Here is a 14,999-nt window from a genome sequence, read left to right on the forward strand (position 1 = left end):
GAGGGACGACGACCCCGCCCGCACGAGGCGGACGGGGTCGCGTCCGGTGAAGCTCTCCGGCCGCAGCAGCAGCCGGTCATCGACCTGTCGGCCTCAGGCCGGCAGCACGACCACGCACCGCTGGGGCTCCTCGCCCTCGGACTCGCTGCGCAGACCGGCGGCCGCGACCGCGTCGTGGACGACCTTGCGCTCGAAGGGCGTCATCGGCTGCAGCTTGACCTGCTCGCCGGTGCTCTTCGCCTGCTCGGCGGCCTTGGCACCGAGCAGGGCCAGCTCGGTGCGCTTGCGGGCCCGGAAGCCCGCGATGTCCAGCATGAGGCGGCTGCGCTCGCCGGTCTCCCGGTGGACAGCCAACCGGGTCAGCTCCTGCAGCGCCTCCAGCACCTCGCCGTCCTGGCCGACCAGGCGGTGCAGCGCACGGTCGTTGCCGTCACCGACGATGGAGACCAGGGCGCGGTCGCCCTCGACGTCCATGTCGATGTCACCGTCGAGGTCCGCGATGTCCAGCAGACCCTCCAGGTAGTCCGCCGCGATGTCGCCCTCCTGCTCCAGGCGGGCGACGAGGCTCTCGTCGGTGCTGGCGGCGGCCTCGGCCTCGACAGCGGAGGTGGTGCCTTCCGTCACTGATGGACTCCTTCGGAGTTGGGCCCGTCTGGCGGGCCGGGAACGAGGCTCTTCGCGGCGGTGACGACCGGCTCGGGGCCGGTCAGGACTTCTTCTTGGGCCGTTGGCCGCCGCCGCGCTTCGGCTGCTGCCGGGTGCCCTGCCTGGTGCCGGCGGGCTTGGCCGCGGTCTGCTTGGCGGCCGCCGGCTTGGCTGCGGGCTTGGCCTCCGGCTCGACCGGGGCCGCGTCGACGGGCTCGTCGGCGTCGGTGTCCTTGCCCGGCTCTGCCGTCGCCCCCACACCGCCGTGCTGGCGCTGCGCCTTGGTCTGCCGGCGGGGCTGCTGGCGGCGCGCCTGCACCGACTCCTCCACGACGGCGGACGCGGCGGAGGCAGCGTTCAGGGCCTCCTTGGACGGGGGCAACATGCCCCAGAGCGCACCCTTGATCTCCGTACCGTCCGGGCGCAGCCGGCCGGCCTTCTTCAGCCGGGCCTGGCGCTCCTGGAAGGCCTTGCTGCCCGGGGTCGGGTTGTTGCGGATGACGATCAGCTGCTGGCCCATCGACCAGACGTTGGTGGTCAGCCAGTAGACCAGGACGCCGACCGGGAAGTTGATGCCCATCACGGCGAACATCACCGGGAAGACGTACATCAGCATCTTCTGCTGCTGCATGAACGGCGTCTTCACCGTGAGGTCGACGTTCTTGGTCATCAGCTGGCGCTGGGTGACGAACTGCGACAGCGACATCATGATGATCATCACCGCGGTGACGATCTTGACGCTGGTCTCGGGGCTGCCGAGGAAGGTCGCGGAGAGCGGGGCGCCGAAGATGTGGGCCTTGCCGGCGCTCACGAGCAGGTCGCCGTGGATGACGCCGATGTCCTGGCCCTTGGCGACCTTGGCGAGCACGCCGTAGAGGGCGGTGAAGAACGGCGCCTGCACGATGATGGGGAGGCAGCTGGAGAACGGGTTGGTACCCGCCTCCTTGTACAGCTTCATCATCTCTTCGGACTGGCGCTGCCGGTCGTTCTTGTAGCGCTCCTGGATGGCCTTCATCTTCGGCTGGATCGCCTGCATGGCCCGGGTCGCCTTGATCTGCTTCACGAAGAGCGGGATCAGGCAGATCCGGATGACGACCACCATCGAGGCGATGGAAAGACCCCAGGCCCAGCCACCGTCCGGGTCGAAGACGTGGCTGTACAGCGAGTGGAACTGGACGATGATCCAGGACACCGCTGTGTACAGGGGATTCAGGAAGGAGAAGGTCACCGGTCAGGCTCCTTGGACAGGTGGATTGGCCGCACGGGGCCAATGGTCGCCGGGCCCTCTGGGTCCGGACCGGCGGGGGTGGCGGTCACCGGCTCTCCGGCGGCGGACCGGCTCTGCAGCCAGTCTCGCAACCGCCGGTGCCACACCGGATGCTTACGCGGCGGGACATAATCGACCCCGCCGGGCGTCCACGGATTGCAACGCAGGATGCGCCACGCGGTCAGCCCGCCGCCCTTGACCGCCCCGTGCACCTTCACGGCCTCGTAGCCGTAGCGGGAGCAGGAGGGGTAGTAACGGCACACCGGACCGAGCAGTGGGCTGATGGTCCACTGGTAGACCCTGATCAGACCCATCAGCAGGTACTTCATCGCCCTGCTCCCGTCGGCGCCGTGGCGGCGGGCTCGGCCTTCAGCAACCGCTTCAGCGCCGCGTCCAGGTCCCGTTCGAGGTCCTGGTACGAGGCGGACGCGGCCTGGGGCAGCGCACGCACCACTATCAGGCTACCGGCGGGCAGCCTGGACAGGCGATCACGGATGAGATGCCGCAACCTGCGCTTCACCAGGTTGCGGACGACCGCCGGGCCGACGGCCTTGCTCACGACGAAACCCGCACGCGCCGAAGGAGTCCCCTCGGCGACGTGCGGGCGGGAGTCGCTGGTCCGGTCGGTCTGCCCCTGGAGGTCACCGTCTCTGCTGAGATGGACGACCAGCAGGGGCCGGCCGGCCCGGCGACCGCGTTTCACCGCGGTCGCGAAGTCCTGGCGCCGCCGCAGCCGACTCTCGGAGGGCAGCACAACAGACTCTGGCGCGGATCAGGCGGAAAGGCTGGCGCGGCCCTTGCCACGGCGGGCAGCCAGGATGGCGCGGCCGGCGCGGGTACGCATCCGCAGCCGGAAGCCGTGGGTCTTCGCGCGGCGACGGTTGTTCGGCTGGAAGGTGCGCTTGCTCACTCGGGGGCTCCTGAGGTGAATCGTAGGATGACGGGGGGTCGCTTGGCCGTCACCGTGCGTCCGCGTGATCTCCCCTGATTCGGAAATCCGGCCCATCGCCCCAGTTCGGCTGGGGTCTGAGGCAATCCACGGCGCCCGTGCTGCGCGCCTTATGGAGCGGGTGGACCCGCGGACATGCGGCAGCGGCCATCGACAACTCGACCTGGTTACGGTACGCGGGACGGGGTGCGAGGGTCAAACCAGCCGTCCTGGACCCGCTTTACCCACAGCCTGTGGACAACGACTTGATCCCGTCCTGTTCGCTGACTACCGTTGCAGAACTTGTCTGGGTTTGTTCTTGGAAAGCGTGCACCAGTGGCTGATGTCAACAGCGACCTCGTCCCGGTCTGGGCCAGGGTCGTCGAGCGGCTGGTCAACGACCCCGATGTCGGGGAGATGGACAAACAGTGGGTGCAGCGCACCCAGCCGATGTGGATGATGCACGACACCGCCCTGCTGGCGACCCCGAACGAGCGGGCCAAGCAGGTGCTGGAGGGTCGGCTGCTGCCGCAGCTCACCGAGGCCCTCAGCCGCGAGCTCAGCCGCCCGGTCCGGATCGCCGTGATGGTGGACGCCAACGCCGTCCCCACCACCCCCGCACCCTCCCCCCAGGGCCCCGTCGAGCCGTACCCCGGCCCGGTCGACGACGGCGGCGGCTACGGCGGCCAGGACTACCAGCAGCCGTACGAGCGGAACGAGCCGTACGAGCAGGACTACGAGCGCTCCCGCTACGACACCGGCGGCTACGACCAGCGGCAGGCGCCCTACGGCGGCCCGTCGGCCGGCCCGCAGGGCTGGCCCGGCTACCAGGAGCAGCCGCCCGGGTACCACGACCCCGAGGAGTCCCGTCCGGCGCCGCGGCCCGTACCGGGCCCGCCCTCGACCACCCAGGGCGACCTCTTCGGCGGCGCCTACGGCCCCGGCCCGAACGAGCAGCCCCGCGTCGGAGCCGGCCGCCGGGCCGCCGGCTCCCGCCCCTCCGGCGGGCGTCCGACCGAGAAGTCCGCCCCCGAGCGGGGCGACCGGCCCGCCGTCCCGGGGGTGCCCGCCCCGCCCGGCGCTCCCCCGGCTGGCGGGTCGCGCAAGGACGAGCCCGCCGCCCGGCTGAACCCCAAGTACCTGTTCGACACCTTCGTCATCGGCGCCAGCAACCGCTTCGCGCACGCCGCGGCGGTCGCGGTGGCCGAGGCTCCGGCCAAGGCGTACAACCCGCTCTTCATCTACGGCGAGTCCGGTCTGGGCAAGACCCACCTGCTGCACGCCATCGGGCACTACTCGCGCAGCCTCTTCCCGGGCACCCGGGTGCGCTACGTGTCCTCGGAGGAGTTCACCAACGAGTTCATCAACTCGATCCGGGACGGCAAGGCGGACACCTTCCGCCGCCGCTACCGGGACATGGACATCCTGCTCGTGGACGACGTGCAGTTCCTCGCGAGCAAGGAGTCCACGCAGGAGGAGTTCTTCCACACCTTCAACACCCTGCACAACGCGAACAAGCAGATCGTCCTCTCGTCCGACCGGCCGCCCAAGCTGCTGACCACGCTGGAGGACCGGCTGCGCAACCGCTTCGAGTGGGGCCTGATCACCGACGTCACCCCGCCGGAGCTGGAGACCCGGATCGCGATCCTGCGCAAGAAGGCGATCCAGGAGCAACTCAACGCCCCCGCCGACGTGTTGGAGTTCATCGCGTCCCGGATCACCCGCAACATCCGGGAGTTGGAGGGCGCGCTGATCCGGGTCACCGCCTTCGCCAACCTCAACCGGGCACCGGTGGACCTGGAGTTGGCCGGGATCGTCCTCAAGGACCTGATCCCGGGCGGCGACGAGGACGCCGGCCCGGAGATCACCGCGCAGGTCATCATGCAGCAGACCGCCGCGTACTTCGGCCTGGGTGTGGACGACCTCTGCGGGTCCTCGCGCAGTCGCGTCCTGGTGACGGCCCGCCAGATCGCGATGTACCTGTGCCGGGAGCTCACCGACCTCTCGCTGCCGAAGATCGGCGCGCAGTTCGGCGGCCGCGACCACACCACGGTGATGCACGCGGACCGCAAGATCCGCTCGCTGATGGCCGAGCGGCGCTCGATCTACAACCAGGTCACCGAACTCACCAACCGCATCAAGAGCTAGGCACCGCCGCGCGTGCGGCCCGGAGGGCGTCAGGAGCGATCCTGACGCCCTTTCGGCATGTCCACAGGTGTGCGTCGCGCGCCGGCTGGGCAGAGATCCCGTCGACGGACCCTCCGCCAGTCCACAGCCCGCGCCGAACAACTGACCGGTGATTCGAAAACCCGGGGCGCGCAAGGCCGTTGTCCACAGGGCGGGTGCCTTCCCGGTCGTCCACAGGCCGGGGCGTCCGGAGTTATCCAGAATTCATCCACAGGCCGCTCGCCGCTACGCTCTTCCGCGCAGGTCAGGTGCCTGTGGACTTGTGCACAACCGTTGTCCACAGGCTGTGGACAATTGACGGGCCGCCAGTGGGCCATCCGGGTTGTCCACCGGTTGTCCCCAGCCCCGGGCCGGTTATCCCCAGGTTGTCCACAGCGGCGTCCACAGTTCGACAACCGTGAGCTGGCGTTCATACCCTGGTGTGAAAGGCGTCACGAAAAGTTGACCGGGCCCGGTGGATAACCCGGCCCGAATCTGGGGACAGGGCTGGGGATAACCTGTGGATACCCTGAGTGGCCTGTGGGTAACGCTCGGCTGTCCACAGCGGGCCCTGTCCGTCCACAGCCGCCGTCCACACCCACTGTGGACAAAATCTGGGGCCTGACCTGCGGAAACGGGGTTATCCACGGTTTCCACAGGCCCTACTACTACCACTACACATTTAGACCGTGGACTTGCTTTCAAAGCAGGTGGGCGCCGAATCTGTGGACAACCGGGCCCCGACATCTGTTCGGGTTGCCTCCGCCCGTCTGCCCCGTCTGTCGGCGGAGTACGTCAGACTGTCCTTTGCGACTGGAAGCGGAGTGGCAGAGCTCGGCGGACAGCCCAACGGACGACCAAGATCAGACGAACCAGAGTGCGAGCGGGAGCGCTCGATCCAGGAGGCGGTTACCGGTGAAGTTCCGGGTGGAGCGTGACGTCCTCGCGGAGGCGGTGGCCTGGGCTGCCCGCAGCCTCCCGGCACGGCCGCCGGTGCCGGTGCTGGCCGGCCTGCTGCTGACGGCGCAGGAGGGCAGCCTGGCGCTGTCCGGCTTCGACTACGAGGTCTCGGCCCGGGTCGAGCTGGAGGCCGACGTCGAGGAGGCCGGGACGGTGCTGGTCTCCGGCCGGCTGCTGAACGACATCTCCCGCAACCTCCCCAACAGGCCCGTGGAGATCTCCACCGACGGCCAGCGGGTCAGCGTGGTCTGCGGCAGCTCCCGCTTCACGCTGCCCACCCTCCCGGTGGACGAGTACCCGGCCCTGCCCCAGATGCCGACCGCCACCGGCACCGTGCCCGGCGACGTCTTCGCCTCGGCCGTCAGCCAGGCCGCCGTCGCCGCCGGCCGGGACGACACCCTCCCGGTGCTCACCGGTGTCCGGGTCGAGATCGAGGGCGACCGGATCACCCTGGCCGCCACCGACCGCTACCGCTTCGCCGTCCGCGACCTGCTGTGGAAGCCCGAGCAGTCGGACATCTCCGCGGTCGCCCTGGTCCCCGCCAAGACCCTGCAGGACATCGCCAAGTCCCTGGGCAGCGGCGACAGCGTCTCCATCGCGCTCTCCTCGGGCGGCGCGGGCGAGGGCCTGATCGGTTTCGAGGGCGCCGGCCGCCGGACCACCACCCGGCTGCTGGAGGGCGAGTTCCCCAAGTTCCGCAGCCTCTTCCCGACCGAGTTCAGCGCCGTCGCCGCGATCCAGACCCAGCCCTTCCTGGAGGCGCTCAAGCGCGTCTCGCTGGTCGCCGAGCGCAACACCCCGGTCCGCCTCAACTTCGAGCAGGGCGTGCTGACCCTGGAGGCCGGCTCGGGCGACGACGCCCAGGCCACCGAGCGGATCGAGGCCGACCTCGAGGGCGACGACATCTCGATCGCCTTCAACCCGGGCTACCTGGAGGAGGGCCTCAAGGCCATCGACTCCGCCTACGCCCAGCTCAGCTTCACCACCCCGACCAAGCCCGCGCTGCTCAGCGGCAAGGTCGCGGTGGACGCCGAGGAGGACAAGGCCTACCAGTACCTGATCATGCCGGTCCGCCTCTCCGGCTGATCCCGCCCCACCCGAGAGCACCCGCCCGTCCGCGCGGACGGCCACGTAAACGTCCACAGGCTGTGCACACCCGCTGTGCACAGCCTGTGGACGTCTCCCCCGGTCGGCCCGACCGCACGCGGACGCCGGTGCTCCAGCGCGTAGGCTCAAGGCGTGCGGCAACGGCGCCGCCGGCAGGCACGTCACCACAGGTAAGGACTTGGTCATGGAGCTCGGCCTCATCGGTCTCGGCAAGATGGGCGGCAACATGCGCGAGCGGATCCGCCGCGCCGGCCACACCGTCATCGGCTACGACCGCAATCCGGACATCTCCGACGTCGAGAGCCTGCAGGAACTCGTCACCAAGCTGCAGGGCCCGCGCGTGGTCTGGGTGATGGTCCCGGCCGGCGCCGCCACCCAGGCGACCGTCGACGAGCTCGCCGAGCTGCTCTCCCCCGGCGACGTGGTGGTCGACGGCGGCAACTCGCGCTGGACCGACGACGTCAAGCACGCCGAGGCGCTGGCCGCGAAGGGCATCGGCTTCGTCGACTGCGGCGTCTCCGGCGGCGTCTGGGGCCTGGAGAACGGCTACGCCCTGATGTACGGCGGCGACGCCGAGCACGTCGCCCGGGTGCAGCCCGTCTTCGACTCGCTCAAGCCCGAGGGCGACTTCGGCTCGGTGCACGCGGGCGCGGTGGGCGCCGGCCACTTCGCCAAGATGGTCCACAACGGCATCGAGTACGCGATGATGCAGGCCTTCGCCGAGGGCTGGGAGCTGCTGGAGGCCGCCCCCGAGGTCACCGACGTGCGCGAGGTCTTCCGCAGCTGGCAGGAGGGCACCGTCATCCGCTCCTGGCTGCTGGACCTGGCCGTCCGCGCCCTGGACGAGGACGAGCACCTGGCCAAGCTGCGCGGCTGGGCCGCCGACTCCGGCGAGGGCCGCTGGACCGTCGAGGCCGCGATCGACCACGCCGTGCCGCTGCCGGCGATCACCGCCTCGCTGTTCGCCCGCTTCGCCTCCCGTCAGGACGACTCGCCGCAGATGAAGATGATCGCCGCGCTGCGCAACCAGTTCGGCGGCCACGCGGTCGAGTCCAAGTAACCGACGGTCCATCCACAGAAGGCGGGCGCAGTCCACAGCCATGCACGTCGCGCACCTGTCGCTCGCCGACTTCCGGTCGTACGCCCGGGCCGAGGTTCCCCTCGACCCGGGCGTGACGGCCTTCGTCGGGCCCAACGGCCAGGGCAAGACCAACCTGGTCGAGGCGATCGGCTACGTGGCCACCCTGGGCAGCCACCGGGTCGCCACCGACACCCCGCTGATCAGGCTGGGCGCCGAGCGGGCGGTGGTCCGCACCTCGGTGGTGGACCGCGGCCGCTCCACCCTGATCGAGCTGGAGCTCACCCCGGGCAAGGCCAACCGGGCCCGGATCAACCGCTCCGACAACGTCCGGCCCCGTGACGTGCTGGGCCTGCTGCGCACCGTGCTGTTCGCCCCGGAGGACCTCAGCCTGGTCAAGGGCGACCCCGGCGAGCGCCGGCGCTTCCTGGACGAGCTGCTGACCGCCCGCGCGCCCCGGCTGGCCGGCGTGCGGCAGGACTACGAGCGGGTGCTCAAGCAGCGCAACGCCCTGCTGAAGACCGCCGCGATGGCCCGCCGGGCCGGTGGCGGCAAGGGCGCCGACCTCTCCACCCTGGAGGTCTGGGACGGCCATCTGGCGCGCGCCGGGGCCGAGTTGACGGCCTTCAGGATCCAGCTGGCGGCCGCCCTGCAGCCGCTGGTGACGGCCGCTTACGGACAGCTGGCCCCCGGTGGCGGCGAGACCGTCCTGGAGTACCGCAGCTCCTTCGAGGGCGAGTTGCCGACCAGCCGCGAGCAGGCCGAGGAGCAGTTGCTGGGGGCGCTGCAGGCGATCCGCAAGCAGGAGGTCGAGCGCGGGATCACCCTGGTCGGTCCGCACCGGGACGAGCTGGTGCTCAAGCTCGGCCCGCTGCCCGCCAAGGGCTACGCCAGCCACGGCGAGTCCTGGTCGTTCGCGCTCGCCCTGCGGCTGGCCTCGTACGAACTGCTGCGCGCCGACGGCGGCGAGCCGGTGCTGATCCTGGACGACGTGTTCGCCGAGCTGGACGCCGCCCGCCGGGACCGGCTGGCCGAGCTGGTGGCCGACGGCGAGCAGGTGCTGGTCACGGCCGCCGTCGCCGAGGACGTGCCGAAGGCGCTCGCCGGCGCCCGGTTCGCGGTCTCGGACGGCGCGGTGCGCCGGGTCGACGCCTGAGCCCGCACCCGCCCCGCGACCACCGCCCCCGCCCGGCGCGGCCGGGTGCTCCCGTACGCTGGACGGCTCGGCGGTCGCGCGGTCGCGCCCGTCGTCCACAGGCTGGGGAAAGGACATCGCCGTGAGCGAGCGGGCGGACGCTGAGCACTCCCTCCCCGGGCCCGGCGCCCCCGCGCCGACCGGCGCCGACCTCGCCCGCTCCGCGCTCCGGGCGGCCCGCGCCCAGGCCCGCCAGCGCGGCGAGCAGGTCCGGGAGAAGCGCGAGGCGAAGCGGCACGGCCTGCGCAGCGGTGCCCGCTCGGACGGCCGCGACCCGGTCCCGCTGGGTGCGGCGCTGAACCGGCTGCTGACCGAGCGCGGCTGGGAGTCATCGGCCGCCGTCGGCGGAGTGATGGGCCGCTGGCCGCAGATCGTCGGCCCCGACATCGCCGCGCACTGCCACCCCTCCTCCTACGACGAGGCCGCCGCGGTGCTCACCGTGCAGTGCGACTCCACCGCCTGGGCCACCCAACTGCGTTGGCTGGCGCGGCAGTTGGTGGCACGTCTGAACCACGAGCTGGGCCACGGCACGGTCCGGACCATCAAGGTGCTGGGCCCGGCGGCGCCCGCCCGGGGCTACGGCCGGCTGCGGGCGCCGGGGAGCAAGGGGCCGGGCGACACCTGGGGGTGAGCGGTGCCGGCCCGGCGCCGATCGGATGGCGATCTTCCGGAACCCCTGACAGCCGCCCCAGGCGCCCTGGGGCCCCCAGTCGAGTATCGGGACATGTGCAGAGGGGATTCAGGGCGGCGTATCTGCCTTCAAGGGCTGCCAAACGCCCATCTATGTCAGTCGTACCGGTAGACTGAGAGCCAAACACTGTTGCTAGTGGCAACCGAGTCGAAACGCCGTGGTCGCACGCTCGCCCGCACGGGGCGGGAATGCGGCCCGTGCTGTGCCAGAGAGGGCGCTTCGTGGCCGATTCCGGCAACCCCAGCCAGACCCCAGACCAGTCCGACCTGTCTTCCTACACCGGGAGCAACATCCAGGTGCTGGAAGGCCTCGACGCCGTCCGCAAGCGCCCCGGCATGTACATCGGGTCCACCGGCGAGCGTGGCCTGCACCACCTGGTGCAGGAGGTCGTGGACAACTCCGTCGACGAGGCGATGGCCGGGTACGCCGACACCATCGACGTCACGATCATGGCCGACGGCGCGATCCGCGTCGTCGACAACGGCCGAGGCATCCCGGTCGACATCGTCCCCGGCCAGGACAAGCCCGCCGTCGAGGTCGTGCTCACCGTCCTGCACGCCGGCGGCAAGTTCGGCGGCGGCGGCTACGCCGTCTCCGGCGGTCTGCACGGTGTCGGCGTCTCCGTGGTGAACGCGCTGTCCACCAGGCTGTCGGTGGAGATCCACAAGGACGGCAGCACCTGGACCCAGGACTACAAACTGGGTGCCCCGACCGCCCCCCTGGCCAAGGGCGCGCCGACCGAGCGCACCGGCACCACGGTCACCTTCTGGGCGGACCCGGACATCTTCGAGACCACCGTCTACTCCTTCGAGACGCTCTCCCGGCGCTTCCAGGAGATGGCCTTCCTCAACAAGGGCCTGTCGATCTCGCTGACCGACGAGCGCCCCGAGCACGTGGACGAGGAGGGCAAGCCGCTCACCGTCACGTACAAGTACGACGGCGGCATCGCCGACTTCGTCGCCCACCTCAACTCCCGCAAGGGCGAGGTCATCCACCCCTCGGTGATCGACTTCGAGGCGGAGGACAAGGACAAGGCGATCTCGGTGGAGATCGCGATGCAGTGGAACTCCTCCTACACCGAGGGGGTCTACAGCTTCGCCAACACCATCCACACCCACGGCGGCGGCACCCACGAGGAGGGCTTCCGCGCGGCGCTGACCGGCCTGGTCAACCGCTACGCGCGGGACAAGAAGCTGCTCCGGGAGAAGGACGACAACCTCTCCGGCGAGGACATCCGCGAGGGCCTGACCGCGATCATCTCGGTCAAGCTCGGCGAGCCCCAGTTCGAGGGCCAGACCAAGGACAAGCTCGGCAACACCGAGGCCAAGACCTTCGTCCAGAAGGTCGTCCACGAGCACCTCAACGACTGGTTGGACCGCAACCCCAACGAGGCCTCGGACATCATCCGCAAGTCCATCCAGGCCGCCACCGCGCGCGTCGCCGCCCGCAAGGCCCGCGACCTGACCCGCCGCAAGGGCCTGCTGGAGTCCGCCTCGCTGCCGGGCAAGCTCTCGGACTGCCAGTCCAAGGACCCGTCCGAGTGCGAGATCTTCATCGTCGAGGGTGACTCCGCCGGCGGCTCGGCCAAGCAGGGCCGCGACCCGCGCACCCAGGCCATCCTGCCGATCCGCGGCAAGATCCTGAACGTCGAGAAGGCCCGGATCGACAAGGTGCTGCAGAACACCGAGGTCCAGGCGCTGATCTCGGCCTTCGGCTGCGGCATCCAGGAGGACTACGACGAGACCAGGCTCCGGTACCACAAGATCGTCCTGATGGCGGACGCCGACGTCGACGGTCAGCACATCCGCACCCTGCTGCTCACCCTGCTGTTCCGCTTCATGCGGCCGCTGGTCGAGTCCGGGTACGTCTACCTCGCCATGCCGCCGCTGTACAAGATCAAGTGGGGCAAGGACGACTTCGAGTACGCCTACTCCGACCGCGAGCGCGACGCGCTGATCGCGGCCGGGGTGGAGGCCGGGCGCCGGCTGCCCAAGGACGACGCGATCCAGCGGTTCAAGGGTCTCGGCGAGATGAACGCCGAGGAGCTGCGGGTCACCACCATGGACGCCGAGCACCGCCTGCTGCTCCAGGTCACCCTGGAGGACGCCGCCCGCGCCGACGAGCTGTTCTCCGTGCTGATGGGCGAGGACGTCGAGGCCCGCCGCTCCTTCATCCAGCGCAACGCCAAGGACGTCCGCTTCCTGGACGTGTGACGCCTGCACCCAGGCCCCGCACGTACCAGTCCGCGTGAAAGGAAACTGACCACCAGTGGTCGACGACAACCGTCCCGACGGCGAACAGCCCGAGACCCCCGAGGCCGCCGAGGCCACCACCCAGGCGACCATGCGGATCGAGCCGGTCGAGCTCGAGACCGAGATGCAGCGCTCGTACCTCGACTACGCGATGAGCGTGATCGTCAGCCGCGCACTGCCCGAGGTCCGCGACGGCCTCAAGCCGGTGCACCGGCGCGTGCTCTACGCGATGTACGACGGCGGGTACCGCCCGGAGAAGGGCTACTACAAGTGCGCCCGCGTCGTCGGCGACGTCATGGGCAACTACCACCCGCACGGTGACACCTCGATCTACGACACCGTGGTCCGCCTGGCCCAGCCGTGGTCGATGCGGATGCCGCTGGTGGACGGCAACGGCAACTTCGGCTCCCCGGGCAACGACCCGGCGGCGGCCATGCGCTACACCGAGTGCAAGATGATGCCGCTGGCCATGGAGATGATGCGGGACATCGACGAGGAGACCGTCGACTTCGCGTCCAACTACGACGGCCGCTCGCAGGAGCCGACCGTCCTGCCCGCCCGCTTCCCCAACCTGCTGGTCAACGGTGCCACCGGCATCGCGGTCGGCATGGCCACCAACATCCCGCCGCACAACCTCCGCGAGGTCTCCTCCGGCGCGCTCTGGTACCTGGAGCACCCCGAGGCCTCCAACGAGGAGCTGCTGGAGGCCCTGATCGAGCGGATCAAGGGCCCCGACTTCCCCACCGGCGCGCTGATCGTCGGCCGCCGCGGCATCGACGACTACTACCGCACCGGCCGCGGCTCGGTCACCATGCGCGCCGTGGTCGAGGTCGAGGAGATCCAGGGCCGCCAGTGCCTGGTGATCACCGAACTGCCGTACCAGGTCAACCCGGACAACCTCGCGCTGAAGATCGCCGACCTGGTCAAGGACGGCAAGATCGCCGGTATCGCGGACGTCCGCGACGAGTCCTCGTCCCGCACCGGCACCCGCCTGGTGGTCGTGCTCAAGCGCGACGCGGTCGCCAAGGTCGTGCTGAACAACCTGTACAAGCACACCGAGCTGCAGACCAACTTCGGCGCCAACATGCTGGCCCTGGTCGACGGCGTGCCGCGCACGCTCTCCCTCGACGCCTTCATCCGGCACTGGGTCAACCACCAGGTCGAGGTCATCGTCCGGCGCACCACCTTCCGCCTGCGCAAGGCCGAGGAGCGCGCCCACATCCTCCGGGCCCTGCTGCGCGCCCTGGACATGATCGACGAGGTCATCGCGCTGATCCGGGCCTCGGCGAGCGCCGACGCCGCCCGCACCGGCCTGATGGGCCTGCTCGACATCGACGAGCTCCAGGCCAACGCCATCCTGGAGATGCAGCTGCGCCGCCTGGCCGCCCTGGAGCGCCAGCGGATCATGGACGAGCACGACGAGCTGCAGCGCAAGATCGACGAGTACAACGCGATCCTGGCCTCGCCGTCCCGCCAGCGGGAGATCATCTCCGAGGAGCTCACCGCGATCGTCGAGAAGTACGGCGACGAGCGGCGCTCCACCCTCATCCCCTCCGACGGCGACCTCTCCATCGAGGACCTCATCGCCGAGGAGGACATCGTCGTCACCATCACCCGTGGCGGCTACGTCAAGCGGACCCGCTCCGACCTCTACCGCTCGCAGAAGCGCGGCGGCAAGGGCGTGCGCGGTGCCCAGCTGAAGCAGGACGACATCGTCGACCACTTCTTCGTGACGACGACCCACAACTGGATCCTGTTCTTCACCAACAAGGGCCGGGTCTACCGGGCGAAGGGCTACGAGCTGCCGGACGCCGGGCGCGACGCCCGCGGCCAGCACGTGGCCAACCTGCTGGCCTTCCAGCCGGACGAGCACATCGCCCAGGTGATGGCCGTCCGCACCTACGAGGACAAGCCGTACCTGGTCCTCGCCACCCGGGCCGGCCTGGTGAAGAAGTCCGCGCTCAAGGACTACGACTCCCCGCGCTCCGGCGGCCTGATCGCGATCAACCTGCGCCAGGACGAGGAGGGCCGGGACGACGAGCTGATCGGCGCCGAGCTGGTCTCCGCCGAGGACGACCTGCTGCTGGTCTCCAAGAAGGCCCAGTCGATCCGCTTCACCGCGACCGACGACGCCCTGCGGCCCACCGGCCGCGCCACCTCCGGCGTCAAGGGCATGGCGTTCCGCGAGGACGACGAGATGCTGTCGATGAACGTCGTCCGCCCGGGAACCTACGTCTTCACCGCCACGGACGGCGGCTACGCCAAGCGCACCGGTGTGGACGAGTACCGTGTCCAGGGACGCGGCGGCTACGGCACCAAGGCGGCGAAGATCGTCGAGGGCCGTGGTTCGCTCGTCGGCGCACTCGTGGTCGACGAAACCGACGAGATCATGGCGATCACCCTCTCGGGCGGGGTGATCCGCACCAGGGTTTCCGAGGTTCGTGAAACCGGACGTGACACGATGGGCGTCCAACTGATCAACCTCGGTAAGCGCGATGCGGTCGTGGGCATGGCTCGCAACGCGGAAGCCGAGGACGAGGAGATCGCGGAGGACGAGGTCGCGGGTACCGAGTCCACCGAGACGGCCGAGGGAACGCCGACGGCGGTCGACGGAGACGTCGAGGCCTGAGCCGAACCGCGAGCCGGTGTCGCCGCGTCCACCCAGTGGGCGCGGTGACACCGGACGCCGACCAGTTCCGGGCAATCCCGC

At 70.2% G+C, this 14,999-nt stretch carries 12 protein-coding genes; 7 read left to right on the forward strand and 5 right to left on the reverse strand.

Translation table 11 applies throughout. From position 1 onward, the window contains the following. Window positions 1-93 precede the first annotated feature (93 nt). From IF30_RS0106360 to rpmH, 5 genes are all read right to left on the reverse strand, one after another. Complete coding sequence (locus IF30_RS0106360) at window positions 94-624, reverse strand: protein jag (protein WP_030233142.1); 531 nt, start codon at window positions 622-624, stop codon at window positions 94-96. An 82-nt stretch (window positions 625-706) separates the two neighbouring features. Then, window positions 707-1,873: a membrane protein insertase YidC gene (gene yidC / locus IF30_RS0106365; RefSeq protein WP_030233145.1), complete on the reverse strand. Its 1,167-nt coding sequence runs from the start codon at window positions 1,871-1,873 to the stop codon at window positions 707-709. Further along, entirely contained in the window at window positions 1,870-2,241 is a 372-nt protein-coding gene (gene yidD / locus IF30_RS0106370; RefSeq protein WP_051709338.1) for a membrane protein insertion efficiency factor YidD, read from the reverse strand. Before yidD ends, yidC begins: the two co-directional genes overlap by 4 nt. Then, on the reverse strand, window positions 2,238-2,666 hold the full coding sequence (gene rnpA / locus IF30_RS0106375; protein ID WP_030233152.1) for a ribonuclease P protein component: 429 nt from the start codon (window positions 2,664-2,666) through the stop codon (window positions 2,238-2,240). The genes yidD and rnpA overlap by 4 nt, the downstream gene beginning before the upstream one ends. Window positions 2,667-2,684: 18 nt before the next feature. Next, window positions 2,685-2,822, reverse strand: coding sequence for a 50S ribosomal protein L34 (rpmH, locus tag IF30_RS0106380; protein ID WP_030059672.1), 138 nt, complete (start codon window positions 2,820-2,822; stop codon window positions 2,685-2,687). Window positions 2,823-3,176: 354 nt separating this feature from the next. Between rpmH and dnaA the strand changes: the two genes are divergently transcribed. From dnaA to gyrA, 7 genes are all read left to right on the forward strand, one after another. Beyond that, the gene (gene dnaA / locus IF30_RS0106385) at window positions 3,177-4,988 is read left to right on the forward strand and encodes a chromosomal replication initiator protein DnaA (protein ID WP_030233155.1); all 1,812 of its coding nucleotides are present in this window, start codon (window positions 3,177-3,179) and stop codon (window positions 4,986-4,988) included. A gap of 933 nt (window positions 4,989-5,921) precedes the next feature. Further along, entirely contained in the window at window positions 5,922-7,052 is a 1,131-nt protein-coding gene (dnaN, locus tag IF30_RS0106390) for a DNA polymerase III subunit beta (protein WP_030233159.1), read from the forward strand. 205 nt (window positions 7,053-7,257) lie between these two features. Further along, window positions 7,258-8,133, forward strand: coding sequence for a phosphogluconate dehydrogenase (NAD(+)-dependent, decarboxylating) (gene gnd / locus IF30_RS0106395; RefSeq protein ID WP_030233162.1), 876 nt, complete (start codon window positions 7,258-7,260; stop codon window positions 8,131-8,133). A gap of 40 nt (window positions 8,134-8,173) precedes the next feature. Further along, the gene (recF, locus tag IF30_RS0106400; RefSeq protein ID WP_030233166.1) at window positions 8,174-9,307 is read left to right on the forward strand and encodes a DNA replication/repair protein RecF; all 1,134 of its coding nucleotides are present in this window, start codon (window positions 8,174-8,176) and stop codon (window positions 9,305-9,307) included. Window positions 9,308-9,428: 121 nt separating this feature from the next. Continuing rightward, on the forward strand, window positions 9,429-9,977 hold the full coding sequence (locus IF30_RS0106405; RefSeq protein ID WP_051709339.1) for a DUF721 domain-containing protein: 549 nt from the start codon (window positions 9,429-9,431) through the stop codon (window positions 9,975-9,977). Between the two features lie 257 nt (window positions 9,978-10,234). After that, complete coding sequence (gyrB, locus tag IF30_RS0106410) at window positions 10,235-12,250, forward strand: DNA topoisomerase (ATP-hydrolyzing) subunit B (protein ID WP_030233172.1); 2,016 nt, start codon at window positions 10,235-10,237, stop codon at window positions 12,248-12,250. 130 nt (window positions 12,251-12,380) lie between these two features. Then, complete coding sequence (gene gyrA / locus IF30_RS0106415; RefSeq protein ID WP_420791124.1) at window positions 12,381-14,918, forward strand: DNA gyrase subunit A; 2,538 nt, start codon at window positions 12,381-12,383, stop codon at window positions 14,916-14,918. The last annotated feature ends 81 nt before the right edge of the window (window positions 14,919-14,999 follow it).

The sequence above is a fragment of the Streptomyces sp. NRRL S-350 genome, from assembly GCF_000719705.1.
Taxonomy (GTDB): domain Bacteria; phylum Actinomycetota; class Actinomycetes; order Streptomycetales; family Streptomycetaceae; genus Kitasatospora.

Bases quoted from the DNA above. Each gene is read 5' to 3' on its own strand.
- yidD (WP_051709338.1), bottom strand. From the start codon at position 2,241: ATGAAGTACCTGCTGATGGGTCTGATCAGGGTCTACCAGTGGACCATC.
- gnd (WP_030233162.1), top strand. From the start codon at position 7,258: ATGGAGCTCGGCCTCATCGGTCTCGGCAAGATGGGCGGCAACATGCGC.
- gyrA (WP_420791124.1), top strand. From the start codon at position 12,381: ATGCGGATCGAGCCGGTCGAGCTCGAGACCGAGATGCAGCGCTCGTAC.
- recF (WP_030233166.1), top strand. From the start codon at position 8,174: ATGCACGTCGCGCACCTGTCGCTCGCCGACTTCCGGTCGTACGCCCGG.